The following is a 24,042-nucleotide window of genomic DNA, read 5'->3' on the forward strand; positions in this document are numbered from 1 at the left end:
GGTTACATGAATTTGCCCCGGAATAGCTATCTTTTGCTTAGTTCCATCCGGGTATGATGCAGTTCCATGTTTATTTTGGTATATCGTTCGAGCGCACTTTTTTTATGCCCCTCAAACTCCTTCTTGAGTTCTTCGTAATCCTTTTTTGTACGAACCGTAACTTTGTTACTTCTTCTATAAAGCAAAAACAGCACTCCCAGGAAAACCAACAATCCAAGAATTATTACAGACATTATCAAGGTATAAAATTCCTTTTCAATATTCATCCCAAAAACACTGATGGCATTTTGATTTTTAATGCTGGTTTCCAGTTCAGCTTTTGTATCTTCCAGTTGCTGATTGGTAGAACTTAAATCATCCCGAAGTCCGGCTACGGTATTTCCCTGTTCTGCCATTCTGTTCTCCAAAACCGAAATTGAATCCGTTAATGCACGATAAAACTCATTTAACTGTGTTTCATTCAGAAAATAATTCCCATTCCAGAAATTCAGATTTTCTTTAAATACACTGTATTGCTGTTCCAGATTCTTCTCTTGTTTCCACGCATTGGTATCTTTTGCAAAAGATGTGATTGCCAGGAGAAAAAGCAGATTCGAAAGCACTGTAAATTTTTTCATCTTTTTTGAAATCTTCAGGTTAAAAAATAAAAGTATCACCTTGCACACAATAAAAAAACTCAATTCAATCAGTTAACGAATAAAAGTTTAATCTGTTGTATGATAAAAATACAACTCCCGTAATTTTAAAACAAATGGCTCATTATTAACGTCCAAAAAAGAAAACGATAAAAGGTAAAATTATTGTTTTTGATTGTTTCTGCAAACCCGGCTGCTTGATAAACAAGCAATTTTCCCTTTTTTTAGCTTTGCAGGGTAACGTAAAGCAGGATGGCGAGCCGCTGTTGTGTAATTGCTGTTAACCGCCGCATCTGAAAGTTCCCGCAAGGTTTACGGGTGTTTAGGATTTAACCTTTTGTATACAACTGACTATTAGTTATATTTGGGTTAAGTTAATGGTAACTGAAAAAAATAAGAGAATGAAACCGGATAAAAACAAAGAAGCTGAAAAGAAAAACGAAACGATTCAGAACAAAACAGATGAATGGATAGATAAGGCGGACAAATTTATTGATGAAACTTCTGAAAAAATCCACGAAAGCAAAACCTACAAAAAAGCTGATGAGGCGATGGAAAAAGCGACCAAAAGTATTTTCCGGAAAGCCGGCAGATTGTGGGGAAAATCGGAGCGTTATTTCAAAAACAAGGGGAATAAAAAGGACCCGGAATAGTTTAAATACCGACGGTTTCAGTTATGGTTTTCTGCTCGCAACAAAATTCCCATACTATTGGTAAAAAGACTTTATAACGCCGATTCTGCACTTAAGCCTTTGGCATTCCCAGAATTTTCAGCATTCGTACATGCTGGATTACGGCACTCAGAAAACTGCTATTTACATGATAGGGCATCCCGAATTTTTTAGCTTTTTCCTGTACAATTCCGGCAATCTTCCGGTAATGTATATGACTGATATTGGGAAACAAATGGTGTTCCACCTGGTGATTTAACCCGCCAACCATCCAGGTAAACAGCCGGTTTTTTGGAGCAAAATTACATGTGGTATACAATTGATGTGCAGCCCAGTTGTTATCGATTTCACCGTTTTCATCCGGCAATGGGTACTCGGAGGAAGGCACTACATGAGCCGTTTGAAAAATACTTGCCAAAACCAGTCCCCCGGTAAAATGCATCAGCAAAAAACCTGTGACTACCCAATACCATGCAACCGGAACCGTAAAAAGCGGAACGACCAGGAAAAAGAAATAATACAGAATTTTCGAAACAATAAGGTCAATCAGCAAACTGCGGTATGTTCGTTTTCCGCTGAGCTTTACACCCATTTCTTTCTTGTACCTTTTTAATCTTCTAAAATCGGTAACAGCTATCCACGAAATGGTCATTAAGCTGTAAAAAAACCAGGCATACAAATACTGGTAGCGGTGCATTTTTTTCAAAGGCCGGTGGGGCGAAAGCCGCAGTACCTCCGGCGGAGCGATATCTTCATCGTGTCCTTCGATGTTGGTGTAACCATGATGAAGTGTATTGTGCTGGTACCGCCAGTTGGGAGGAAATCCACCCAGCAGATACAATGAATTGCCAAACAGTTTATTCATCCACTTTTGTTTTGAAAAAGAACCGTGGTTTGCATCGTGCATTGTAGCCATTCCTACTCCCGACATACCAAATCCCATAACTACCCAACAGGCCAGCACCGGAAGTACCGAAGTAAAAACACCTGAGATGATAAGAATCAGCGGTGCAAAATAAAGCAGCGCCATTACTGCCGTTTTAAAAATAATGGCTTTATTTCCGTAGGGCTCTATGTTGTTCGTTTTAAAATATTCGTTTACGGATGTTCTTAATTCAGTTAAAAAATCTATTTTGTTTTTAGAATATCTGATCATTTTTTACTCTTTATCTTTTTGTTTCTAAAGTCCGGGTTCTAACAAAATCCAGTACAAAATTTGATTTCACTTTTGTTTTACAGGGACTCAGATACCCTAACATCTATTCTGATAGTAAGGTTTAGCTGTTTCTGGTTTTATTCTCAAAATTTTAAAATCGAAAGTTTGTACGCCGCATTTTGGTGCGGGAAACATACGAGATGAAGCAAAAAAACAACATAAGGGCAAGGGGAACATAAAATCTGAGCAATTGAATTTTACCAGGTGAAACAAAATAAAATCATTCACGTAACTGTGTTGTTTCCAACTGATAGTTACAACAATGAAAACAAACCTTTACCTTCTTTTTTTTACGGCGATGGCTGTTCTTGTCGCGAACTGTGAAAAATCCGGCGATGAACCTCACACAGGGAATGAACCCGAAAATCTTTCCGGGAAAATTGTTTTTCAAAAAGTGGCTTCGCACACGTTAAAAGTGGCAGCTGCAAATGCAATGCTCAATTCAACATCATACGGCGATGCAATGATTTATACACGTCCCGTTTGGTCTGATGATGGCTCCAGATTTGCTGCATTTGATTTGCTAAACACTGCTGCCCCCGGCTCTTCATCTGTTTTTGCCCTCAAAATTGCCGATACACAGAACAAGACCTCTGTTAGCCGGGAAATCGGAAGCTCAACACAAATTGACTTAAATGGATCGTTAAGCTGGTCGCCCGATGGAACGACCATTGCTTTTCCTGTCAGCCCTTACAACAAAATCATTTATCTGAATACACAAAACGGAGATACCGTTCAAACTGAATTTTCAGATAAAATTTCCGGTGATATAACCTCACTTGCCTGGCATCCCGATGGAGATATTGCCATAAACATTGTTTTCCGGCACGATTTTCAAAACGACAACGGAATATGGCTGATTGAACCTTTCAGCACAACATTAAAGAAAAAAATAGCTTCCGTAACAGGTATCTACGGGATTGAGTTTATGGACTGGAATAAAGCGGGTTCAGCGCTGTTGTTATCGGACTCGTCATACAACGATATTTACATTTTGAATACAAATACAGGTGATATTACCCCAATACCAAATCTTTACGGATTGGCCCCTTGCTGGTCTGCTGATGGCAAATACATAATATATACAGGCATATCGGAACACAATGGGGCTGCTCTGGTTCCCGGTTTGTTTGTTTCGGATGTGAATGGTTCATTTGAAAAACTGCTTGTTACAGATGCAGGATATTCCGACTGGCATTAAAAACACACTCGTTTTTCTTCCTTAAGGAGGAGTAATTACAAACCGCCAGAACAGAAGTGTTTTTTCCTGTTGATTTTTTCGCAAAACAGATAAGAATCTGGGACGAACCGTTAATTCATCACGACTTATTGTTCGCAACTTTATTGTCGTTAAAAATGACTTGTGAATTTGCGTCCCGGTACAGACTATACGCAGACAGAGAAAGACAGGGTATAATTAATTAAACAAAATCTCCCCCCGCAGCGTAAAATTTAATCTTGTTGTAGCTTATATATTTACCAAAAAACGAGACACCAACCGAAATACTAATTCCGTAGTAAACAGGTATTGCAGGTTCCAGAATAAACTGATTTACGTTTTCCTTAATCGTTTTGTGCTCTCCGGACAGCTCAAGATTGTCATAAGTCTTAATTCTGTTTGCACCGTCCCATACATGAACACTATGAATTTTTGTACCATACCATCTTTCCGGGTCTTCGTGATGTGAAGCAACAGCGCACCTGAAGAGAACAAATATTTTTGATAGTTTTAGCCTTGTTCCGTTTAAAATAACCGGTGAATGTAAAGCAATATGAAACCAGTTGTTGGTATCCTTTTCACCATAAAATTTTGCACCATCTCCCTGTCTTAAAATTCCAAGCCAGGCATCGCCATCATCTATCGTACAAACACCGAGTCTGTGACCAATGAGAAAATTTGGCCGTTCAACCTGTGCTGAAACGCCATGTGCCCAGGCCGCATATTTTAGCTGGGGCGGAGAAACTAACCTTGATGACAGCTTTCCTTTTTGCGTAATATTTCGATTTATACTATTTCCCATGATTATATAGAATGATTCTTAATATAAAGAAAAATTGCCGGAAAATCAAATTTGACTTATCGGGTCATTCGCCTCATAAACCGTTTTCGTCCTGCCACTCCGTATGAATTCAAATCATCGTGCATTTCAAAAATTATTTTGTTTTGGAAATGCAGACACCCCTCCCCGCCGGAGCGAAACAAATGCCGGGTGCTGACTATTCATTTCTCTTTCAAACTACGATTCAAATTAATATTATCCCCGCACAGGTTTCTCCTCCTCACAGGAAGAGTACCCGGGAGCGAACGAGGGGGAGGTGGTTATGAGCTTTTATACCTCCCACCAAAAAAAACTGCTCCCTTTTAAAATGCGTAGCCAATACCAATCAGAGGCAGGATAAAATTATCGGGGGAATAAATGGCTGAACCTTTAAAAAGAAAGCCTTTGGGCCCCTGATAGCGGTAACCGATACGCATCGTAAAAAAACCACCGCCGCCAAAAACGTCGACAATGGAACCCGCTCCCGCTTCAAAAAAACTTTTGGGGCCACCACTTACAAGTGCCAGTTCGGCCAGGGGCAAAAACGGATCCCAAATCATAAAGCCGCCTTTCAGGGCAAGAGCCAGACGCTCATCAAACGGAAAAAGTCGTTCGTAACTGTACATCAGCAAATCCTCGCAGTAAACCGCATTGAGCCTCATGGTATAAAACCCTGAGCTGTCGGAGGCCTGACTGTTTGTGGCGATTTGATTTGTCTGTGAAAAGGAACCAATGGAAAAGGTTAACATGAAAACAAGAGCAACAACTCGTTTCATGACCGTAATTTTTGGTTTACAATAAGGTACAAAAATTAACGGTCAGGTACAATGTTATAAAACGCTTACCCGGCCATACCCTGCGGGTACTTTTAATTTTCTGCAATTGTTTTTTGCCGATACAAGCGACATACCACTTCCCCTGTCTCCGGTATTTACCGGGACGAGTAGCATATTTACCCGTGCGAGTAGCTCCCCGACCCATCCGGGTAAACGATTTTCACTATTCGGGTAAGGGATTGGGGGAAACGGGTAAAAAATCTGGATAAACGAGCTGAAGAAAAGGATGTATTGTTTACTATTCATCTCTTCCACCCCCTCATTTGCAACAAAGCAGTTGGGAAAATTCGCTATTCACCGATAAAAATATCAAAAAAACACTTTCAGGTATTTTAACCACCGATACACTTTCTCCATTTACCGACAGAAGAATTCGATTGGCTGGATATTGCTGTTTTCGCCTCCAATAAAATGTAATCTTTGTTCCCATTATTAGAAAACAGAAAACAATTAGAAAAGATGAAAACGTTAATGAAACAAATTACAGCCGGAACATTTTTAGCCATTTTATTATTCGCCGGAAATGTAAAAGCAGAAGGAACAGAAATAAAAGCCTCAGGCCATGAGAGAATGGAAACAACACTACAGTTGGAAAACTGGATGACAGACGAAGCAATCTGGAATACAAAGGCTGCATCGACTGCAGATTTTACGACGGAAACAGAATCAGCGCTGAAACTTGAAAACTGGATGACCAGTGATTTGACCCGGATTTACACAAGCACAGAAAACATGGAAACAGAAAACGAACTGGAACTGGAAGCATGGATGACCAACGACACTGGTTGGAGTGCTTCTGAAACAGCTACAGACAAAGAATTAGCACTGGAAAGCTGGATGACAGACAACAATATTTGGTAAATTTTTTCATAGTATAGTTTAGTTAGGAAAAAGAGGGTGCAGGCAATTGCATCCTCTTTTTTTTGTGCTTCTGATTATTGTATGGATCTGCCCCTCGCTTACAACGAGGAGTGGTGAAGGGCCCCGGGCAATCTTCGTGTCTCCCCGGCCAATTTTAGTGCTCCCTGGTAAAATTGACCGCTCCCGGGCAATTTTTAAAGTTTCGCCGGAATATCAGGCTCTCCCCGGCATTCTTTTCTCTCTTTTACTTCGAAAAGAACGTATTATATGGAATAAAAGAAATTCCGCACATCAAAAATATTCTGAAAGCTTTGTGAATGGAGGGATTTAGCTGGATTTATTTTATGATATTCTTTGGTTATTATAAAACGAAGGGCAACTTATCCACCTTGGTAAATATGAATACGATAAAGAAAAGTTAATTACCGAAAGTGATTACATCAAGATCATGGTTGGTGTAACTGGTAAAATCTCTATCGTCAGTTACAAATTTCCATTGCTCTCCTAATTCGATGTAGTAACTATCGTTAAAATCAATGTTTTGAAAATGTTTTAGAACCTCAGTCATGTTTATACCACTAAAACTATCAGTGATACGTTCACAAATTCCCAATATCGTATTTATATGAATTCGAATTTCGTCTGTTGTGTTCTTATATTGTTGCGTACCAACATAATCCCGTTTAAAATCAGCTGAGTAGTTTTCAGTTGCATCTTTCCATTGTCCAAAATCCAACCTCAAGTATGTATTGGCAAACTCTGACAGCACCATGCTATTTAAATAAACAGCTGATTTAGACGACCTTATTCTCTGCAAAAATGATGAATAGGCACTTTGTTTATTTGCATTGTAGTTTCCCAGCGGGCAAAATAGGTACATCCAAACGTTATTATCGAAAAAAAAAGAATCGTTTGGATTTGGTGTGTAGGAATTAATATTAATAATGTTAGCTGCCATAAATAGCTTTGTTTGCTGAGTCCTCAAAGTTCTTTTTGTTGGCAAAATATTGTTTGGCTCGCTCAATTACTTTGGAAAGAATCACTAAATCGTCTTCACTCAGGCTTTCTACCTTAAGATGTTCCCGAATAAATTCAGGAGAATAAAAACCATACAATTGCCCGATGCATGCATTCAAGAACGTTGACACAATCAGATCTACATTTTTAAAATCGAGAGAAACAAAGTAGTCTTCCTTGAATGCTTTATTTATACGATCAAAAATAATTTGTCCATCATCAGATGAAACGGCTGCATTTCCACCGATGATTTCGTAAATATTTATTTTAAAAGCTTTTTTCTGAGTCATAATGATTAAAAGATTGAATCCGCATTTATTTCCGAAGATAAAACGTAAGAGCTATGATCGTTTATATTGATATCGAGATTAACGATAGTTCCTAACAGTGTATTGTCGAATTCTGTTGCAAATATAACACCTTTTCTTTCTTCCCAATATCCATTAGATGAAACGATTTGAATATAACCTTTGTTCAGCTTTAGGAAATCGCGGATAAGGCTTAAGCCCAATCCGCCGGGAATTGTTCCTGTTCTGGTTGTATTTCCTTCTTCAACCGCCCAGGAAATGGCTTCCGAACCCGACAGTGATTTATTGAGGTAATGGTTTACATTACTTTTAATGCTTTTCCCTAAATCGGCAACGGTAAAAGCCAGCCTCTTTTTCTGCGGAAAATACTGTCCGCAACTAAAAACATGGCTGCAATGCCCGTGTATATTGGCGTTATTAAATATTTCAAAGATGCTTTTGTTAATCTTACTTTTTAACAAAGGCGACATACTTGGTAAATCGGGTTGCGATAAGAGCTCTTTATCGAGATAATCTTTAAATGCCTTTTCTTCAGTAACCTTAAATTTCCTGAATTTTATGGTGGTTTGGTGCGTATCGGGCAAAACTACGCTACCAAAATTGCTAAGAAAATGATTTTTCGATAATATTAATTCAACCGATGGATTTACATTCACAAAGTTTACCGAAACAAACTCTTCCTGCAAACGCGATAGTATGGCTCCCAGTGCAGCACACAAATTGGCTTCCAGCCAGTAAGTAGATTTAAAATCGAGCTCCAAATCGTCAAAGCCCATATTTTTGGTTTGCTCGTATAGCTCAACTATAAAACCAAAACCGGCTTCTTCGCTCATTAATTTTGCAGGCATCCTTATCTTCATGGCAATTCTATCTCCATTTTCTTTAGTTCTTCCTGAATATACGCAATTGCCAACGTTTCGTTTTCTTCAATGATTTTGGCTACTGCTGTTTTGGCAAGCTCTAAAAGTCGCTCTGATTGCTTTTTTATGGCATTACTTTTTCTATATAATTGACAATTTTTTCTTCGTATAAATGTATTATATATAAGTTAAAGATGGAAATATAACAATTTTTACAGATGAATTATTATTTGAACAGGTTGCTTTGTTGTATACGTCGGTCACCGGTATATTTTTATTGTTATTCACCCTTCGACTTCGTTCAGGATGACGGGTGAAACAAAGGCAGGGAAAAAAGTTGGGAGTTTTTAGTTGGAGGTGGGATAAATGCTGAATGATGTAAACCACCTCCTCCGACCATCTCAAAACCGTCTCGTCCCCCCCCTCAGGGATGGGGACAAACGCTTCGATGGAACGTCGCCAAAAACTGCCGGTTACTGCTTCTTTAAGTTGCGTAATCCAAAAAATAACACAGGCATTTATGCCCGTAAAAAAGAGCTATATCTCTTTTCAGACTTTAGTCCAATAAATTGATATTATCCTGCGGCCGACAGATGGAAACAAAAAATCACCCTCTCCAAACGCTTTGATGGAACGCCTGTGTAGAATCGCCGGGGACTGATTATTGTTTGCTTTAAAGAGTATGTTTAAACTACCGGTGAAATTCAGGCTTTAATATCGTAAACCAGTAAAACACTACCATGCCTGACAAACAACATTTTGTTGTAAATCGACGGATGTGCCCAGTGTGGTCCCTCACCATCTTCTACCTGGAAGGTACTGATTACTTTCAGTTCCGAAGTATCGGGTTTTACCAGCGCCACATGTCCACGTCTTTCTTCATAAAAATACAACATCCCGTCGGCAGCAATTACCGAACCTTTGGTAAACCAGTTGGTTTCCCAGTTGGTTTTTCCGGTTTCCCAATCCACAGAGGCCCAGTTGCCCCGGGTATTGTCGGTCATGGTTGAGCCGTAAATTGTTCCATCGAGTAAAACCAGGCCGCCATGATGTGTATCGAGGATATCGTTACGCCATTTTAGCGAAATTGTGTTTGCATCGTCGGACATATGGAGCAGCAAACCGGGTTGTTCGTTGCCATAAGTCACAAAAATATCGCCGTTACTAAAAAGAGGGATATTGGCTGCTTCTCCGCTCCCTTTTTCGGTATGATACTGAACGGTATTGTAAGTCCAGAGTACATTGCCGTTGGAGGCATCAAATCCCACGAGGTCATCGGAAGTTTGTACAAGCACTATTTTTTTACCGCCCCACTCTACCAGCGATGCGGAGGCATACGATTTATCGCCTCCCGTACTTTTACTTTTCCAGCGTAATTTACCTGTTTTTTTATCGTAGGCTACCAGCGTAGTTTGCTCTCCACCGGTAACATACAGGGCAGCATCGTCGGTTAAAAGCACCGATTCCACATTTCCCCAGTACATATATTTCCCGTTGAATTCGCTTAAAGGTTGTTTTTCCCAGATTACTTTTCCTCCCCTGGTACTCAGGCAAACCAGTTTCCCCATTCCGCCCACCAGGTAGATTCTGTTTTTTTCGATGGTTGGTGTCCCTCTCGACTCGGGATAAGCCCGGGGCCATGCGCGGCTGTATTCCTTTTCCCAAAGCAGCTTCCCTTCCATATTGTAGGCTCCTATCACATCGAGTGTATCGGATCTTAAGCCTGTAACATAAATTACATCCTTGTATACCACAGGTTGAGACAATCCCTTGCCAATATCCTCAATTTTTAGTTTTAAGGGCGGGCCGTCGGGTGGCCAGGTTTTTAACAATCCTGTATCCGGAAAAATACCGTCGCGGGTAGGACCTCCCCATTGCGCCGTTTCGTTGCAGGAAACAAACAGGAACACCAGGAATACGGTGCTAAGAAGTGTTAATTGTTTCATAAAAGAATTTCGCTTTAGCTGGTTTTATTTGGTATAAAGAAAAGGAAAAAATTAAAATGATTGCCGGCTGGAGTAAAAAAAGCCCCGGAAAGGTTCTGAGTCGGTTGTTGCATTTGATATGCACAAAGGCAGCAGGCGTTAATTGAGAATGGGGCACGACAGTCACCCCCTCCGACCGTATGAAAACGGTCTCGTAGAGATGGAGACAAACGCTTCGATGGATCGCTACGAAGAACTGCCGGGTACTGCTGCTGTAAGTTGTGTATTCAAAATAACACCTGCATTTATACCGGTAAAACAGAACTAACCACCCCACCCTTGCTTCGCTCCGGCACCCCTCCTGTGCCAGTGACAGGAGGGGAAACTTCTGCTCCCCGGGTATATTTCTTCTTCTGTTAAATTCACAAAAAATCAGCACTCCTGCCTGAAGAAATGAATACAAAAAGAAGAAGCACCGTTTTTCAGAATTTTTCCTTAATTTGTTTCTAAAAAACAACCAGGGTGGAGAAGCAGCAAATCAATTAAATCTTTCCAACATGAAAAAGGGAACCGGAATAGTTCTGCTTTTTTTCTGTCTGACAACATGGGGACAGGACACGGACAAAATATTTTACTACCTCAACAGCAGTTTGTCGGTGGGAAATTTCTCCGGCGGGCAACTGGGGTTTAATTTAGGTGTTAACGAACGTTTTTCTTTTCATCTGGAATATTCGGCCCTTGCCCGTCCGGCCAAAGAAAAACCCGAAAATTATTCGGGCGGTCTACTCAGTATTTTTGCGTTGGGAGCCACCAATCCCACAGATAACGTAGAGTCTTTCCGAATTCTGGGCGGCGTTTTTCGCTCGCTTCGCCCCGGAGCAAAAACACGAATCAATTTTAAAGCCGGGGTTTCATTTATAACAAAAAGCGAAGCCTTCAATTTTATAAAAGACCCGGCAGAAGGACTGTTGCTGGTTCCGAATTACAGTTGGGAAAACCGGAAAGAAAACCGGGTAGGCATTGTTCTGAAACCCGAATTTGAAACAGTTTTTAATCATTTTGCCGGACTGGCGGTAACTCCTTTTCTGGAAATCACCTCACAAACTACCGTTGGCGGTTTGTCCATTGGATTGTTACTGGGAAAAGTTGCGGAATAATTATGCCTTTGGAAAGCTAACGTTCACCCGGGTACCTTTACCCAATTCACTTTGAAATGAAAGTGTTCCCCGGTTAAGCGAAATAAATTCCTTACAAAGTACAAGTCCCAGGCCGGCTCCTACCTCGCCGTTTGTACCCCTTTTTGATTTTCCTTCTCCAAATTCAAGAAGCGACTGTAGCGTTTTTGGGTCCATTCCTTCCCCCGAGTCGGTAATCTGAAAACCAACTTTTCCGGCTTCGTTTGTTGTAACAATAGAAACTTTGCCTCCCACAGGTGTAAACTTTACTGCATTGGAAACCAGGTTGCGGATAATGGTTTGCAGCATATTTGCATTCCCTGAAGTAAAAACATTCCGGCCCGGAACAAAGTCCAGCCCGATGGATTTCATCAAAGCTGAGCTTTTAAACAGCTCAAGGTTTTCGTTTACGATACGATTGACATCCAAAATTTCAGTTTCGTAATTACTCAGATTGCTTGAACGGGAAGCCCATTCAAGCAGATTCTGTAAAAGATGAAAGGTGGATTGGCTAAGTGTACGTAGTGTTTCCATAAATCTTTTTCGCTCCTTTTCATCCAGTTCCGATTCATTCTCCAGCAATTCCAACACATTCATAATATTCCCTACGGGTCCTCGCAAATCGTGGGCAATGATGGAGAAAAATTTTGTTTTTGATTTCAGCTGGTCCCGTAAATCCTTGTCCAGACGCATATTTACTGCTGTAAGAAATCCAAAAGTAAGGGCAATCATTAATAATCCGGAAATGATATGCAGTGCAATTCCTGATTGAGAAATAGTGGAAGGTTTAAAGTCAGGACTCGTCAGCACAACAATTACATTGAGCAAGATTACAAAAAGAAAAATAAAAAAAGAAAAGGCATTGATTTGAAAAATACGTTTCAGGTATTTCTGTTCAGCAGACAATCTTAACATCGCGGCAAAGGCAAGCACACAATAAAAAATAAGAAAAACAGCGTGAATAATCAACTGGATTCGAAAGGAATGAAAGACAAAAAAGAAAAACAAAGATTGAACAAAATCCGTCACAGGAATCCCGATAATTATCCATTTGTACAATTTTTGCTTTTTAAACTTCCATATTCCACACAGGTACAAATAGAGACCTGCTGTAACAATTATGCCGGGTGCTACCATCGACAGATATCCGTTTTGGGGAGGAAGCAAGCGGAATAAGAGACCGATACCGATAACAAAACTTCCCAAAGCCCAGTAAACCGTTCCCTGTGATGCAGCAGTCCGGCGCAAAACCAACATATAAAATCCCATAATTAAGGTTATACCTGAGTTGAAAAACGTCAGAATCTGAATAATACTATGATGCATGGTTTGATTTTTGGGTGTTTTTTTTGTCGAACTGTCTGCTAAATGTAATAATGTTATTCCGGATTACAAATAAAAAGGCATTTATTTGATATCAGTAGGCTCCGATCAATACAAAAGATTTGATGTAATGATGTACAAAGCCAGATAATCAGAGATGTACGAAAATTAGATAACACCGGCATTCATGCCGGTGAAACGAGGCTACATACCCCTTGGGACTTTAGTCCAATAAATTGATATTAAGGGCTAAAGCCCATTTGTTCTTCATTGTTATTCCCTTGGATAAAAACCAGGGTTAGTCGCCAAATTGTTGTTATTACACAGCTTCTTAAGTATGAGTTTATCCGTTTGTATCGAAACACAAATTCTCACCCGGTAATTTGTAGCCTGACTCGCCGTTAAAAGCTATTCCACCTTAATCAGCAGCTTTCCCTGTGCATGGCCTGTGTTTGCATATTCCATGGCTTCGGGCATTTGTTCGAGGGTATAAGTCCGGTCAATTACCGGTTTGATTTGGCCTTTGGCTGCAAGTGCTGCAATAAATTCCAAATCCGCCATATTTGCTTTTGCCGAAACTGCCAGCATTTTCTTTCTCCCCAGCGACAGTAATTTTCCAAATAATAAAGATTTGAGAATTTGTGTCATTGAACCTCCTACCATCAAATATGTACCTCCCGGAGCCAGCAAACGCCGGTAGGTCAAAAGCGCTTCGTTCCCATTTACTGCCAGAATCAAATCAAAACGTTGCCGGGTGCGGGTAAAATTCTCCTGGGTGTAATCGATTACAGTTTGAGCGCCAAGCATTCTGCTTTGTTCTGCATTTCGGGTGCTGCACACCGCTGTAATCTCTGCGCCAAAATACCGGGCAAGCTGCACGGTAAATGTACCTACTCCTCCTCCGCTTCCTACAATTAACACCTTTTGTCCTTTTTGAATCTTTCCCTTACCACGCAAAGCCTGAATGGCAGTTATTGCGGCAAGCGGAACCGCCGCCGCTTCCGCAAAGGAAAGTTCAACGGGCTTTTGGATAACTTTATCTTCAGGAGCTACGGTATACTCAGCAAAACAGCCAAATCCGCTACCTGACAAATCTCCCATCACCTCATCTCCTTCTTTCCACAGGCTCACACTCCTGCCCACCAATTCTACACGGCCGGCAACATCGGCTCCAAAAATCTTTCGTTTGGGCACGATTCCCAATCGCATCGACCGGTAATCTGCTGCATTTACCGATGACGCAACAACTTTTATCAGCACTTCATTTTCTTTGGGTACAGGTTTCTCCACATCAGTATAAACCAACTTTTCGGCTCCTCTTTTTTGGTAAATAATTGCTTTCATTTTTTGCATAAGTGAAGGTTTTAGTGTGTAATCCTGTTTGAAAAATAAAAACATTCTGCGGTTCACAAAATAAAAGGTACGGATAAAAGCTGAAAGACAAAAGCAGGAGATCAGCACAAAAAAGGTAATGGACAAAAGAAAAAGAACAAACGTATTCCCGGGGAATCAAATGGAGTCGTTAAAAAACAGGCTTATTGTGAAACGGAAATTGAGTATTGTCGCTTATCGCTAAAAATCAGAGAAACTTTTTATATTTGCGCCATTATTAACGACGTGTTCTTGATAACCACGTAAAAAACAAGAAGTATGAATAACAAAGTTTCTGTTTTGTTTATGCTGGCAGGTATATTGTTCGCAACCTGCCTTTTGATTTCCAACATCTTAGCATCAAAAATAATTATGATTGGCCCGTGGTCGGCCCCCGCCGGAGTTTTGATTTTTCCACTGGCCTATATCATTAACGATGTAATTGCAGAAGTGTGGGGATACCGAAAAGCCCGTCTGATCATCTGGGCCGGATTTGGGGTAAACCTGCTTGCAGTATTATTTTTTAGTATGGCTGTTGCCGTTCCTTCGGCCCCGTTTTATGAAGGACAAAATGCTTTTGCAAGCGTACTTGGAAACACACCTCGTATTGTAGCAGCCAGTTTGCTGGCTTACCTTTTTGGCTCGTTTCTGAATGCCTTTGTTATGAGTAAAGTCAAAGTCATAACCGAAGGAAAATCTTTTTCGCTTCGTGCCATTGTTTCTACCCTGGCGGGCGAAAGCATCGATTCTCTGATTTTTATATTGGTAGCCTTTGCCGGTGTTTTCCCTGTAAATGTGTTATTGGGAATGATTGTTACACAAGCCGTAATAAAAACCGTTTATGAAATTATTGTACTTCCGCTAACGCTTGTGGTAGTAAAAAAAGTAAAACAACTGGAGGGCGAAGACACCTTTGATTATTCGGTATCCTATAATCCTTTTCGTTTACGACAAATTTAAACGTGCCGGACTGTGAGTTACAGTTTGGTTGTTCCTAAAAAATTAAAAAGCTTATTTTATCATGAACAACAATGTATTGCTTATTTTTTCGGGCGGACAGGATTCCACAACCTGTTTGTTCTGGGCAAAACAACATTTTAACAAGGTTTCTGCGCTGGGCTTTGATTATGGTCAGCGGCACAAAACAGAACTGGAAGCAGCGCGCCACATTGCTGTACAAGCAAATGTCCCTTTTGAAATTCTAAAACTGAAATTACTCCCTCAGCTGACAGCAAATGCACTAACATCAGCCTCCATTGAAGTGGAAAAAGAAAAACCTGATGAACGCCCTCCCAACACATTAGTAGAAGGGAGAAACATGCTTTTTCTGACTTACGCAGCAATTTATGCCAAATCAAAATCGGTTAAAAATCTGGTGACCGGAGTTGGTCAGGCCGATTTTAGCGGTTATCCCGACTGCCGGAACGATTTTATTGTTTCCCTTAACCAAACGCTTAATCTTTCGATGGATTACGATTATAAAATCCATACTCCGCTGATGTGGAAAAACAAAACAGAAATTTGGCAACTGGCCGACGAGCTTGGCGTGTTTGAACTCGTACAAAACGAAACCGTAACCTGTTACAACGGCGTAAAAGGAAAAGGTTGCGGCAACTGTCCCGCCTGCTATTTGCGAAACCGTGGATTGGAGAACTACTTAAAACAAAAAGAAAATGAATAAGTTAAAACATCTGGGGAATAAAACAGCATACAATTTTAATTACCAACCGGAGGTTTTGGAGAATTTTGAAAACCAACACCCTGAACACGATTATTTTGTAAAATTTAATGCACCGGAATTCACCAGCCTCTGTCCGATTACAGGTCAGCCCGATTTTGCTACAATTTACATCAGCTATATCCCGGATAAGAAGTTGGTGGAGAGTAAAAGCCTGAAACTGTATTTGTTTAGTTTCAGAAATCACGGTGCTTTCCATGAAGACTGTATTAATATTATAATGAAGGATTTAATCCGGCTGATGGAACCAAAATATATCGAGGTTTGGGGAAAATTCCTTCCCCGCGGCGGCTTAAGTATCGACCCGTACTGCAACTACGGAAAACCGCAAACAAAATACGAAGAGATGGCCTGGCACCGTTTACAGCATCATGACCTTGAGCCGGAGGATATAAACAACCGGTAAAAAAAGCCCTGCACAAATCCTCAAATCCCCGGTACTTTTAAAACATAAGATTTTATTAGCATAACAAATCTTATATCCAAAACATACTGTAAATCAAACAATAAACTATCCCTCCCTATTGATTTTCTTTTTTATTTTTTGTAATTTAAGGAATTAAACACCATTAAATCCTTATTTATGAAAACGCCGTTTATCGATCTTCATACACATCCGGCCATGAAACCCCTTGGAAGAAGTTATTACCGGAATCAGGGCGAAAACAACGCAAACCGAAATGCAAAAGACAGTTTGTGGTATTACGATCCGCCAACGCTACTGGATAAAGCAACCAATATTGTTACTACACTCACAAAATTCAGGCAGGCCGATTTTACATCGCTGGCAAAAAGCGGAGCTGAAATTGTTTTTGTTTCCCTGTGTGGTCTTGAAAAGGGCTTCGTCGTTAATAAACTAGGCACTCACCTGGTGGGTGATGCCGTTGCCAACCTTGTAACAGGTTTAGGGAAAAAGCGAATAGACCATGTACAAAACATGTCGGACTATTTTTCTGACTTGGAAATGGAGTATCATTTTTACCTCCAGCTGGAAGGAGTTAAATATAAAGTGGATGGCGACTGGTACCAATATAAAATTGTTTCGTCGTTTGCAGAAATTGATAAAGAATATGATCCCGATGTAAAAACCATCTTTGTTATTTTATCCATTGAAGGAGCGCATGCGTTTAACGGAGGGCTTCAACTCGCAGGCAGAACAATCAATAAAAAAGAGATTCTAACCAATGTTGAAAAAGTAAAAAACTGGGACAGGAGATTATTTTTTATGGGCTTAACCCATCATTTTTATAATGAAATGGTTGGACATGCCCGCAGTTTAAATGCAAAAGTAAGTAAGTTCTGCAATCAAAAAGACGGAATGGACGAAGGATTTAATGCGTTGGGATGGGATCTGGTACGTCGGCTTCTTGACAACACCAACGGGAAACGTGTGCTCATCGATTTAAAACACATGAGTGTAAAAGCGCGAAAAGAATATTACCGGTTTCTGGCAAATGAATACCCCAATGAAATCATCCCGCTAATTGTAAGCCACGGCGCGGTAACCGGACTGCGATCGTTTGAAGAAAAAGTAGAGGACGACCTTTTTAACTTTGGAAAATTCCAGCCCGATGATATTAACTTTTATGATGATGAAATTATAAAAGTGGCTAAATCAGGTGGTTTATTTGGCATTCAGTTTGATGAGCGGCGTGTGGGAAGCGAAACGGTACTCAAAAAGACAGGCCCCAATCTTACCCGCAGGAAAATGCTTTTCCACAAATCAAAAATGATATGGAATCAGATCCAGCATATTGCAGAAGTACTTAACCGCCACGATATGTTTGCCTGGGGAATACAGTGTGTAGGAACTGACAACGACGGGATGGTAAATCCGCTGAATGGTTTTTGGACAGCTGAAGATATGCCGGTATTTGACAGTTACCTGGAAAAACATGCTTACAACTTTATAGCCTCGGCGCAGTCGGACAACCTAAAAAGCTACAATAAAATGACAGCTTCCGAAATCGTTGAACGTTTTATGCATGGCAACGCCTATCATTTTCTGAGAAAAAATTTCTAAACACAACCATATTCCATAGTCTAGATGTTAGCATATAAAATGTAGAGTCGCAATCTTGTGGCTTTACATTTTTTGCATGGCTTAAACAGATTTTACTATTTTTAGGCAAAAATCTAATAAATCATCAACCAAATGAAACGCCGAGACTTTGTTACCCGAATTATTGTTGCAGGAAGTGCCCTTTCCATGGGCGTTAGCTGCGGACGAAAAATTGAAGGAGACCAGCAGGAAACTCCTGCGCCGCTTTCTGAAGCAACGGAACCACAACGAACGATTACCGAACCAGCCCGTGAAATCCCGGTTATTGCAGAAACAGATGTACTGGTTATTGGCGGAGGGCCGGCCGGGGTAGCTGCCGCCATTGCGGCAAGCCGTGCCGGAGCTGAAACCTATCTGGTGGAACGTTATAATCACCTGGGCGGTTTGTGGACAGGCGGGCTTGTTCTGCCGCTGTTGTCAACCCATGCAGTAGATAAACAAAAACGAAGGAAACAAGTCATTTACGGACTTGGAGGAGAAATGGCGCAACGGCTTTTTGATATGGAAATGGCCATTCATGAGGTAAATCCGATAATTGATCCCGAGGCCGGCAAGTACATTCTGGATGAAATGATTGTTGAATCGGGTGTAAAGATGCTGTATCATTCCTGGGGTGTAAACGCCATTATGGAAGGGAATACCATAAAAGGCGTGTTTATTGAAAGTAAATCAGGAAGGCAGGCTGTGTTGGCAAAGGTAGTGATTGACTGCACCGGCGACGGCGATGTTTTCCACTGGGCCGGTGATAGCTATGAAACCATGAACTATCATATTGGTCTGGTGCACCGTTTGGGAAATATCGACAGGATTGACAAAAACAAACCAGGCTACAAAAAAATGCCGCTCGGACAACCCACTCCAATCCCAAGTGTAAACTGGGTAAATATGCACGGTCTGAATGATCAGGATGGAATTGACATGCAGAATCTTTCCCAATTGCAACTGCAATACCGGAAAGAAATCTGGGAAAGTGTGGAAAGAATAAAAAAAGTACCGGGGCACGAGAACGTGTTTTTGCTCGACACTGCATCTCAAATGGGTGTTCGTATGTCGCGCATCGTGGAAGGAGAATACAAACTCACCCTTGAAGATACCATGACTTTCAAACAGTTTGACGATGTTATCGGAATCAGCGGCGCCTGGACTTCCATGTTATATAAGGGAAATAAAGTTCTGGCGTATGAACGTCCGCTCTGGCAAATTCCATATCGTTCGTTGTTACCGAAAAAAACGGAAAATTTACTGGTAGCAGGCCGCTGTTTTTGTTTTGAACAAGCTTTGGTTGAAGACACACGTATAATCGGGACCTGCCTGATTACCGGACATGGAGCGGGTGCCGCTGCAGCAATCGCCGCGAATGACCGTGTAACAGTACGCGAAATCGACCGGCAAAAACTAAGGAAAACACTTGAGGAGCAAAATGTGTGGTTTGGCTAAACAGAAACCGGCAGCAAGCGGGTTTTAATTCTTCCTGCTAACTCACTGCAATAGGGGCTAAAGATTTATAAAATCAAAAATGAACCTAACAAAACCAAAATACATCCGCCGAGTTTCAACAGTAGTGGCTGTTTTGCTGGCTTTGCCCTTGCAGCTTGGCATTTTTACCGGACTTTATATGTGGCTGAGTCCCTTTGCAATGCTCAACTCTCTGTTTCTTTTAAAATCAATGGTTTGGCTTAATATTTTGGGTTGGAGTATTCTGCTTGTTTCGTTTTTTCGAAACCGGTGGTTTTGTCGTTACATGTGCCCGGTAGGATTAGGCTGTGATTCGTTTTCAAAATGGGGGAAACACTCCCGGGCATTTGTAAAAAAAATTCCCCGGCTTGGCAGATGGCTCGCTTTACTTTCTCTGGCTGCCGCGCTAACAGGCATCCCATTTTTTATCCTTCTGGATCCCCTGTCGGTTTTTAACGGTTTTTTTGCCGCTTTTGCATCAGACATTTCACTAGCTGTTATTGTCTCTTTTATTGGTCTGCCCGTTCTGTTGATTATTCATCTATTTCTCCCCGGCATTTGGTGCGGAAAACTTTGTCCGCTGGGTGGCCTTTTTGATGAACTCTCCACCTGGCGAAAATGGATAGCAAAAACACTTCTGAAAAAGAAAAATATAAGCACGGAGCAAAATGTTGGCCGGCGTATGTTTATTGCTTCAGGCACCGGATTGCTTGCCGGTGTTTTTATTCCTTCGCTGTTACATGCAGAGCGCAAACAATTTTTCAGACCTCCGGCTTCGCTCCGGGGCAACTTGTTTAACACCCTGTGTGTACGTTGCGGCAGTTGTATAAAAGCATGCCCCTCCGATATCATCATTCATCACTCCGGAAAGAAGAACCTTACTGCCTGGATGACCCCGGAAATCAGCTTTGAAAATAAAGGATATTGTCTGGAAGATTGTAATTTATGCGGAACAGTCTGCCCCACGGGTTCAATTTCTCCTTTTACATTAAATGCCAAAAAGAAGTTGTTTATCGGAAGCATAAATATCAGATTAGAAGATTGTTTGCTAAGCGATTTTAAAGAATGTGACCGTTGTAAATCAGTTTGCTCCTACGATGCCATTCAGATAGTCGCTAGCCAAAATATAATGATGAAACCCCTTGCCGATTTGAACAAATGTGTTGGATGCGGTGCCTGTGCAGCTGTTTGTCCAACAGAAACCATTTCGATGATTCCCCTGAAAAAAACAACATCGTCCGAAGAAGTTTCCCAAAACACTTATGAATTTTTTTGAGTCAACCCGGCCAACCCGGCTACAATAAAACCACCCAAAACATATCCAATCATTTTCTGAATATAAAACCATGTCTTTATTCCGTTCGCTGAATTACTAAAAATAAACTCACTATATTCATCATTCAATTCAACAATCGGAAGCGTTGCATCCAGGCTTGCCCAGGCCATTTTGAAGTAGTCGGGGCCTGAACTCTGACAGGTAAAAAGCAAAACAAGAAAACCAATACAGGAAAATCCAAGCAACCAAATTAACACCCGGAAATACCTGCCTCCCAGCCCAAAACCAATTGTTGACTGCAGAAGAACCAGACCAAACCAACGCATGTATTCCCGTTTCTTTTTATCGTTTTGTTCCCAGGCTACTGTACGCGACCTTTTTCTTCCGGCGTGTAAAACAGCATTGGCTTTGGAAGGAAAACCCGATTCGTTTAACACTTTCGCCAGGTATTCGTAGGGTTGGGGTGAAAATGTTTTGTCACGTTCCAGCCAATTGATAAACTCCGATGATTTTCGTTTTGCCATATTTCCTTCACCTGTGGCTCCATATCCGCCTAATCCATGATAAGTAAACCCTTCCAGTTCCAACTTATCGGGCCATGAGTTAACCCCTTTATCCTGTATGGCACCAACAGTGGCGTTCCAGAGAATCATTTCCGATGAACTGCTCCACACCGGGGGAACACTCCTTCCCGACCCTAAACGCAACTCAGAATTTATATTTGTTGAAGTTAATTCCAGGCTTCCCATTTGAGAACCTGAAAAATTTACGGTAGAACCAATATTTGAATAACACAAACTCAGCTTTTTATCTTTATTGAAGTAGGCGTACCGGGCAAGTAAGTTTTGTTCTATAACAAGATTGTCAAAACTCAGGTCACCTTTAAAAGTACTGTAATTCAATTCCAGATTTCCGGCTATTTTCCCACTCACCAGGCTTACATCGTTAAATACTGAATATCCGGACATAAAAACAGCTCCTTCGACTTTTACGGAGTTCATATCCAAAAAACCATTAAAATTACTTCCACTCATCACAATGGTATTCCCCACGCAAGCCGCACCTAAATTTACTTCTTTAAAACTGGCTCCGGAGTCCATAAACAAAGAATTACCGATTTTTGAAGAATTCAGATTCAATTTTCCTAAAAAAATAACGGACGGCATTTCGAGGTTTCCTCCAATTTCTGCATTTACCAGGTTTACCTCCTGAAATTGTGACTCCTGATCTATAAACACAGACCCTTTAATTTTCGCGGAGTTAATATTCACGAGGCCTCCAAAACTACACCCCGACATTTCAAGGTTACCGGCAATACATATATTTCCCATGTTTACCTTTTGAAATACCGACTTTCCCCGCATAAAAACAAAACCTTCGGTAATCACAGAATTCATATTCAGGTCGCCGTTAAAGGTACTTCCCGAAACAGAAATCAGTCCGTTGATCCGGGCACTTCTCATTTCTACTGATTCAAAAACAGCACCGCCGTCCATATAAAGCGAACCACCAACTTTTATTGAATTTAACCCCAGTCTTTGAAAGAATCTGCTCCCAGTCAGTTCAAGGTTACCTGCAATCTCGCCACTGGTTATATTTACCTCCTGGTATTCTGATTTATCTCTTAAAAAACAATTTCCTCCTATTTTTACAGAACTGATGTTTAAATATCCGGAAACGGTACTGTCTGTCAGTTCAAGATTTCCTGCAATCTCAGCGCTTCCAATATCTACTCTTTGAAATTTAGCTCCATCACGCATAAAAACAGCACTTTCGCCTTTTAACGAATTCATATCAAGGAAATCGTGAAATTCACTGCCATTCATTGACACTGTTCCTCCTATGCGGGCACTTCCCAATTTAAGCATTTCAAAACTGGCACCATCATCCAAAAAAAGTGATCCCGCGACATTTATGGAATTCATATTTACAGTATCTGAAAATTTGCTTCCACTTAACTCCAAGTTTCCATCAATTTGAGCGCTGCCAAGATTTACCTTCTGAAATTGTGCATTTTTACGCATAAAAACAGAACCTTCCACCCTGATAGAATTCATTTCCAGCGCACCATTAAAAGAGCTGCCAATCATCGATACCATACTTCCAATCTGGGCACTTCTCATTTCAACCAGGTTAAAAGTGGCCCCTCCATCCATATACAAAAAACCACCAATTTTTACTGAACTCATTTTTAAGTCTCCGGTAAACGAGCTTCCCGTCATTATCACGTCACTTTCAACCCGGGCATTTCCGAGATAGATATCTCTAAACGAAGTTTTTCCACTCATATAAATTGTTCCTTCAACATGAACCGAGCTTACATCGAGAAAATCATTATACGTGCTCTCCATCAGAAAGAGATTACTGCCAATACGTGCGCTGTTCAAATCGATCTGGTTAAAAACCGCGTTGCCGGCCATGGAAAGATAACCGCCAATATTGGCCAGGTTCATATCAAGTTTCCCGCTAAATGTACTCCCGCTCAATTCGACCATTCCTTCAACAAAAGCATTGGCCAGTTCAACGGCTGTAAAGCTGGCCTTATTCCGGAGATACAAAGAACTTCCTATTTTAATGGAGTTCATATTTACCTTTTGGGTAAAATGGCCGCCATCCATTTCGAGGTTGGCACCAACCTTTGCACTTATCATATCAACCGCCCCAAGAACAGTAATTTGCTTAAAAGAAACATAACTATGTAGTTGCGCTCCGTTTAAATCCAGGCCACCACCTACCCAGGAGTCTTCAAGCGAAAACCAATCATTTATTTCGAGGTTCATTAATTTTAGCGAGCCCTCAAAACGGCAAAACTCGAGCCATAACTGCCAGGATAGTTTTACATGCTGGAGATTAATATCTTCTTTAAATTGTGCACCTTCAATCCGGACACCTTTGAATTTGATTGCATTTTTAAAAAATTCTTCATTTAACAGTGTCTCCAAAAAAGCAGCTGATAAAATTCTTTTTTCATCCTCGTGGTTCCATTCTTCTTCTGCTTTCGGACTGGGATCTCTATTGAATTTTTTATTAAAGCTGGCAATACGTCCTGCACGGATTTCGTCCCAAACCCAACATTCGGCATCCGACCACTCCTTTCTGAACCGGTTTTCAATTGAATCTGACATTGCAGGTAATTTTATAACTTCAATAAAATTAAGACATTAAGGTATTAAAAGCAATTTTAAAGATTATAAACCAATGCCAAGGAATACAATTGACGTGAAAACCCAGACGATACCCGAGGAAATTTATTCTTTATGTCTGCTTGTCGTTT

At 40.8% G+C, this 24,042-nt stretch carries 23 protein-coding genes; 11 read left to right on the forward strand and 12 right to left on the reverse strand.

Annotated features, from left to right (window positions below):
- Positions 1-26 precede the first annotated feature (26 nt).
- A complete protein-coding gene (locus K5G00_RS04035) occupies positions 27-617 on the reverse strand; it encodes a hypothetical protein (RefSeq protein WP_238764454.1) in 591 nt (196 codons plus the stop codon).
- A gap of 419 nt (positions 618-1,036) precedes the next feature.
- Here K5G00_RS04035 and K5G00_RS04040 point away from each other — a divergent pair, with 419 nt between their 5' ends.
- Positions 1,037-1,288 carry a hypothetical protein gene (locus K5G00_RS04040; protein ID WP_238764455.1) on the forward strand — a complete coding sequence of 84 codons (252 nt, stop codon included), beginning with the start codon at positions 1,037-1,039 and terminating at the stop codon, positions 1,286-1,288.
- A gap of 91 nt (positions 1,289-1,379) precedes the next feature.
- On the opposite strand, the gene K5G00_RS04045 is transcribed toward K5G00_RS04040, so the two are convergent.
- Positions 1,380-2,462 carry a fatty acid desaturase family protein gene (locus K5G00_RS04045; RefSeq protein WP_238764456.1) on the reverse strand — a complete coding sequence of 361 codons (1,083 nt, stop codon included), beginning with the start codon at positions 2,460-2,462 and terminating at the stop codon, positions 1,380-1,382.
- A gap of 322 nt (positions 2,463-2,784) precedes the next feature.
- Between K5G00_RS04045 and K5G00_RS04050 the strand changes: the two genes are divergently transcribed.
- Positions 2,785-3,723, forward strand: a complete 939-nt coding sequence (locus K5G00_RS04050) for a hypothetical protein (RefSeq protein WP_238764457.1) — start codon at positions 2,785-2,787, stop codon at positions 3,721-3,723.
- A gap of 220 nt (positions 3,724-3,943) precedes the next feature.
- Here the strand turns inward: K5G00_RS04050 and K5G00_RS04055 are convergent, their stop codons facing one another.
- Positions 3,944-4,543: a DUF6623 family protein gene (locus K5G00_RS04055; protein WP_238764458.1), complete on the reverse strand. Its 600-nt coding sequence runs from the start codon at positions 4,541-4,543 to the stop codon at positions 3,944-3,946.
- Positions 4,544-4,686: 143 nt separating this feature from the next.
- Between K5G00_RS04055 and K5G00_RS04060 the strand changes: the two genes are divergently transcribed.
- On the forward strand, positions 4,687-4,848 hold the full coding sequence (locus tag K5G00_RS04060) for a hypothetical protein (protein WP_238764459.1): 162 nt from the start codon (positions 4,687-4,689) through the stop codon (positions 4,846-4,848).
- Positions 4,849-4,884: 36 nt separating this feature from the next.
- Here K5G00_RS04060 and K5G00_RS04065 read toward each other — a convergent pair whose 3' ends face one another.
- Together K5G00_RS04065 and K5G00_RS04070 are read right to left on the reverse strand one after the other, a co-directional pair.
- A complete protein-coding gene (locus K5G00_RS04065; protein ID WP_238764460.1) occupies positions 4,885-5,337 on the reverse strand; it encodes a hypothetical protein in 453 nt (150 codons plus the stop codon).
- Positions 5,338-5,391: 54 nt separating this feature from the next.
- Positions 5,392-5,643 (reverse strand): hypothetical protein, encoded by a 252-nt coding sequence (locus K5G00_RS04070; RefSeq protein ID WP_238764461.1) that lies wholly within the window; start codon positions 5,641-5,643, stop codon positions 5,392-5,394.
- Positions 5,644-5,868: 225 nt separating this feature from the next.
- Here K5G00_RS04070 and K5G00_RS04075 point away from each other — a divergent pair, with 225 nt between their 5' ends.
- Entirely contained in the window at positions 5,869-6,258 is a 390-nt protein-coding gene (locus tag K5G00_RS04075; RefSeq protein ID WP_238764462.1) for a hypothetical protein, read from the forward strand.
- A 418-nt stretch (positions 6,259-6,676) separates the two neighbouring features.
- On the opposite strand, the gene K5G00_RS04080 is transcribed toward K5G00_RS04075, so the two are convergent.
- The 4 genes from K5G00_RS04080 to K5G00_RS04095 all read right to left on the reverse strand — a co-directional run bounded on the left by K5G00_RS04080 (position 6,677) and on the right by K5G00_RS04095 (position 10,389).
- Positions 6,677-7,216, reverse strand: a complete 540-nt coding sequence (locus tag K5G00_RS04080; protein ID WP_238764463.1) for a hypothetical protein — start codon at positions 7,214-7,216, stop codon at positions 6,677-6,679.
- Positions 7,206-7,565 carry an STAS-like domain-containing protein gene (locus tag K5G00_RS04085; RefSeq protein ID WP_238764465.1) on the reverse strand — a complete coding sequence of 120 codons (360 nt, stop codon included), beginning with the start codon at positions 7,563-7,565 and terminating at the stop codon, positions 7,206-7,208. Before K5G00_RS04085 ends, K5G00_RS04080 begins: the two co-directional genes overlap by 11 nt.
- A gap of 5 nt (positions 7,566-7,570) precedes the next feature.
- Positions 7,571-8,443, reverse strand: coding sequence for a hypothetical protein (locus K5G00_RS04090; protein ID WP_238764467.1), 873 nt, complete (start codon positions 8,441-8,443; stop codon positions 7,571-7,573).
- A gap of 704 nt (positions 8,444-9,147) precedes the next feature.
- Positions 9,148-10,389, reverse strand: a complete 1,242-nt coding sequence (locus K5G00_RS04095; protein ID WP_238764469.1) for a PQQ-binding-like beta-propeller repeat protein — start codon at positions 10,387-10,389, stop codon at positions 9,148-9,150.
- A 536-nt stretch (positions 10,390-10,925) separates the two neighbouring features.
- Between K5G00_RS04095 and K5G00_RS04100 the strand changes: the two genes are divergently transcribed.
- Positions 10,926-11,525: a hypothetical protein gene (locus K5G00_RS04100; RefSeq protein ID WP_238764471.1), complete on the forward strand. Its 600-nt coding sequence runs from the start codon at positions 10,926-10,928 to the stop codon at positions 11,523-11,525.
- Here the strand turns inward: K5G00_RS04100 and K5G00_RS04105 are convergent, their stop codons facing one another.
- On the reverse strand, positions 11,526-12,869 hold the full coding sequence (locus K5G00_RS04105) for a sensor histidine kinase (RefSeq protein ID WP_238764472.1): 1,344 nt from the start codon (positions 12,867-12,869) through the stop codon (positions 11,526-11,528).
- Positions 12,870-13,274: 405 nt separating this feature from the next.
- Positions 13,275-14,219 (reverse strand): NAD(P)-dependent alcohol dehydrogenase, encoded by a 945-nt coding sequence (locus tag K5G00_RS04110; protein ID WP_238764474.1) that lies wholly within the window; start codon positions 14,217-14,219, stop codon positions 13,275-13,277.
- A 297-nt stretch (positions 14,220-14,516) separates the two neighbouring features.
- Here K5G00_RS04110 and K5G00_RS04115 point away from each other — a divergent pair, with 297 nt between their 5' ends.
- The 6 genes from K5G00_RS04115 to K5G00_RS04140 all read left to right on the forward strand — a co-directional run bounded on the left by K5G00_RS04115 (position 14,517) and on the right by K5G00_RS04140 (position 20,768).
- Complete coding sequence (locus K5G00_RS04115) at positions 14,517-15,197, forward strand: queuosine precursor transporter (RefSeq protein WP_238764476.1); 681 nt, start codon at positions 14,517-14,519, stop codon at positions 15,195-15,197.
- 61 nt (positions 15,198-15,258) lie between these two features.
- The gene (gene queC / locus K5G00_RS04120; RefSeq protein WP_238764478.1) at positions 15,259-15,918 is read left to right on the forward strand and encodes a 7-cyano-7-deazaguanine synthase QueC; all 660 of its coding nucleotides are present in this window, start codon (positions 15,259-15,261) and stop codon (positions 15,916-15,918) included.
- A complete protein-coding gene (queF, locus tag K5G00_RS04125; protein WP_238764480.1) occupies positions 15,911-16,381 on the forward strand; it encodes a preQ(1) synthase in 471 nt (156 codons plus the stop codon). Before queC ends, queF begins: the two co-directional genes overlap by 8 nt.
- A gap of 177 nt (positions 16,382-16,558) precedes the next feature.
- Positions 16,559-17,998, forward strand: coding sequence for an amidohydrolase family protein (locus tag K5G00_RS04130; RefSeq protein ID WP_238764482.1), 1,440 nt, complete (start codon positions 16,559-16,561; stop codon positions 17,996-17,998).
- A gap of 132 nt (positions 17,999-18,130) precedes the next feature.
- Positions 18,131-19,474, forward strand: a complete 1,344-nt coding sequence (locus tag K5G00_RS04135; RefSeq protein WP_238764483.1) for an FAD-dependent oxidoreductase — start codon at positions 18,131-18,133, stop codon at positions 19,472-19,474.
- 79 nt (positions 19,475-19,553) lie between these two features.
- Complete coding sequence (locus tag K5G00_RS04140) at positions 19,554-20,768, forward strand: 4Fe-4S binding protein (protein WP_238764484.1); 1,215 nt, start codon at positions 19,554-19,556, stop codon at positions 20,766-20,768.
- On the opposite strand, the gene K5G00_RS04145 is transcribed toward K5G00_RS04140, so the two are convergent.
- Positions 20,753-23,893 carry a leucine-rich repeat protein gene (locus K5G00_RS04145; protein WP_238764485.1) on the reverse strand — a complete coding sequence of 1,047 codons (3,141 nt, stop codon included), beginning with the start codon at positions 23,891-23,893 and terminating at the stop codon, positions 20,753-20,755. The two genes, K5G00_RS04140 and K5G00_RS04145, sit on opposite strands and share 16 nt — an antisense overlap.
- Between the last annotated feature and the right edge of the window lie 149 nt (positions 23,894-24,042).

It is taken from the genome of Maribellus maritimus (assembly GCF_022267315.1).
Lineage (GTDB): Bacteria > Bacteroidota > Bacteroidia > Bacteroidales > Prolixibacteraceae > Draconibacterium > Draconibacterium maritimum.

Coding starts and splice junctions, on each gene's coding strand:
- K5G00_RS04035 (WP_238764454.1), bottom strand. CDS start 617: ATGAAAAAATTTACAGTGCTTTCGAATCTGCTTTTTCTCCTGGCAATC.
- K5G00_RS04040 (WP_238764455.1), top strand. CDS start 1,037: ATGAAACCGGATAAAAACAAAGAAGCTGAAAAGAAAAACGAAACGATT.
- K5G00_RS04045 (WP_238764456.1), bottom strand. CDS start 2,462: ATGATCAGATATTCTAAAAACAAAATAGATTTTTTAACTGAATTAAGA.
- K5G00_RS04050 (WP_238764457.1), top strand. CDS start 2,785: ATGAAAACAAACCTTTACCTTCTTTTTTTTACGGCGATGGCTGTTCTT.
- K5G00_RS04055 (WP_238764458.1), bottom strand. CDS start 4,543: ATGGGAAATAGTATAAATCGAAATATTACGCAAAAAGGAAAGCTGTCA.
- K5G00_RS04065 (WP_238764460.1), bottom strand. CDS start 5,337: ATGAAACGAGTTGTTGCTCTTGTTTTCATGTTAACCTTTTCCATTGGT.
- K5G00_RS04070 (WP_238764461.1), bottom strand. CDS start 5,643: ATGAATAGTAAACAATACATCCTTTTCTTCAGCTCGTTTATCCAGATT.
- K5G00_RS04075 (WP_238764462.1), top strand. CDS start 5,869: ATGAAACAAATTACAGCCGGAACATTTTTAGCCATTTTATTATTCGCC.
- K5G00_RS04080 (WP_238764463.1), bottom strand. CDS start 7,216: ATGGCAGCTAACATTATTAATATTAATTCCTACACACCAAATCCAAAC.
- K5G00_RS04085 (WP_238764465.1), bottom strand. CDS start 7,565: ATGACTCAGAAAAAAGCTTTTAAAATAAATATTTACGAAATCATCGGT.
- K5G00_RS04090 (WP_238764467.1), bottom strand. CDS start 8,443: ATGAAGATAAGGATGCCTGCAAAATTAATGAGCGAAGAAGCCGGTTTT.
- K5G00_RS04095 (WP_238764469.1), bottom strand. CDS start 10,389: ATGAAACAATTAACACTTCTTAGCACCGTATTCCTGGTGTTCCTGTTT.
- K5G00_RS04100 (WP_238764471.1), top strand. CDS start 10,926: ATGAAAAAGGGAACCGGAATAGTTCTGCTTTTTTTCTGTCTGACAACA.
- K5G00_RS04105 (WP_238764472.1), bottom strand. CDS start 12,869: ATGCATCATAGTATTATTCAGATTCTGACGTTTTTCAACTCAGGTATA.
- K5G00_RS04110 (WP_238764474.1), bottom strand. CDS start 14,219: ATGCAAAAAATGAAAGCAATTATTTACCAAAAAAGAGGAGCCGAAAAG.
- K5G00_RS04115 (WP_238764476.1), top strand. CDS start 14,517: ATGAATAACAAAGTTTCTGTTTTGTTTATGCTGGCAGGTATATTGTTC.
- queC (WP_238764478.1), top strand. CDS start 15,259: ATGAACAACAATGTATTGCTTATTTTTTCGGGCGGACAGGATTCCACA.
- queF (WP_238764480.1), top strand. CDS start 15,911: ATGAATAAGTTAAAACATCTGGGGAATAAAACAGCATACAATTTTAAT.
- K5G00_RS04130 (WP_238764482.1), top strand. CDS start 16,559: ATGAAAACGCCGTTTATCGATCTTCATACACATCCGGCCATGAAACCC.
- K5G00_RS04135 (WP_238764483.1), top strand. CDS start 18,131: ATGAAACGCCGAGACTTTGTTACCCGAATTATTGTTGCAGGAAGTGCC.
- K5G00_RS04140 (WP_238764484.1), top strand. CDS start 19,554: ATGAACCTAACAAAACCAAAATACATCCGCCGAGTTTCAACAGTAGTG.
- K5G00_RS04145 (WP_238764485.1), bottom strand. CDS start 23,893: ATGTCAGATTCAATTGAAAACCGGTTCAGAAAGGAGTGGTCGGATGCC.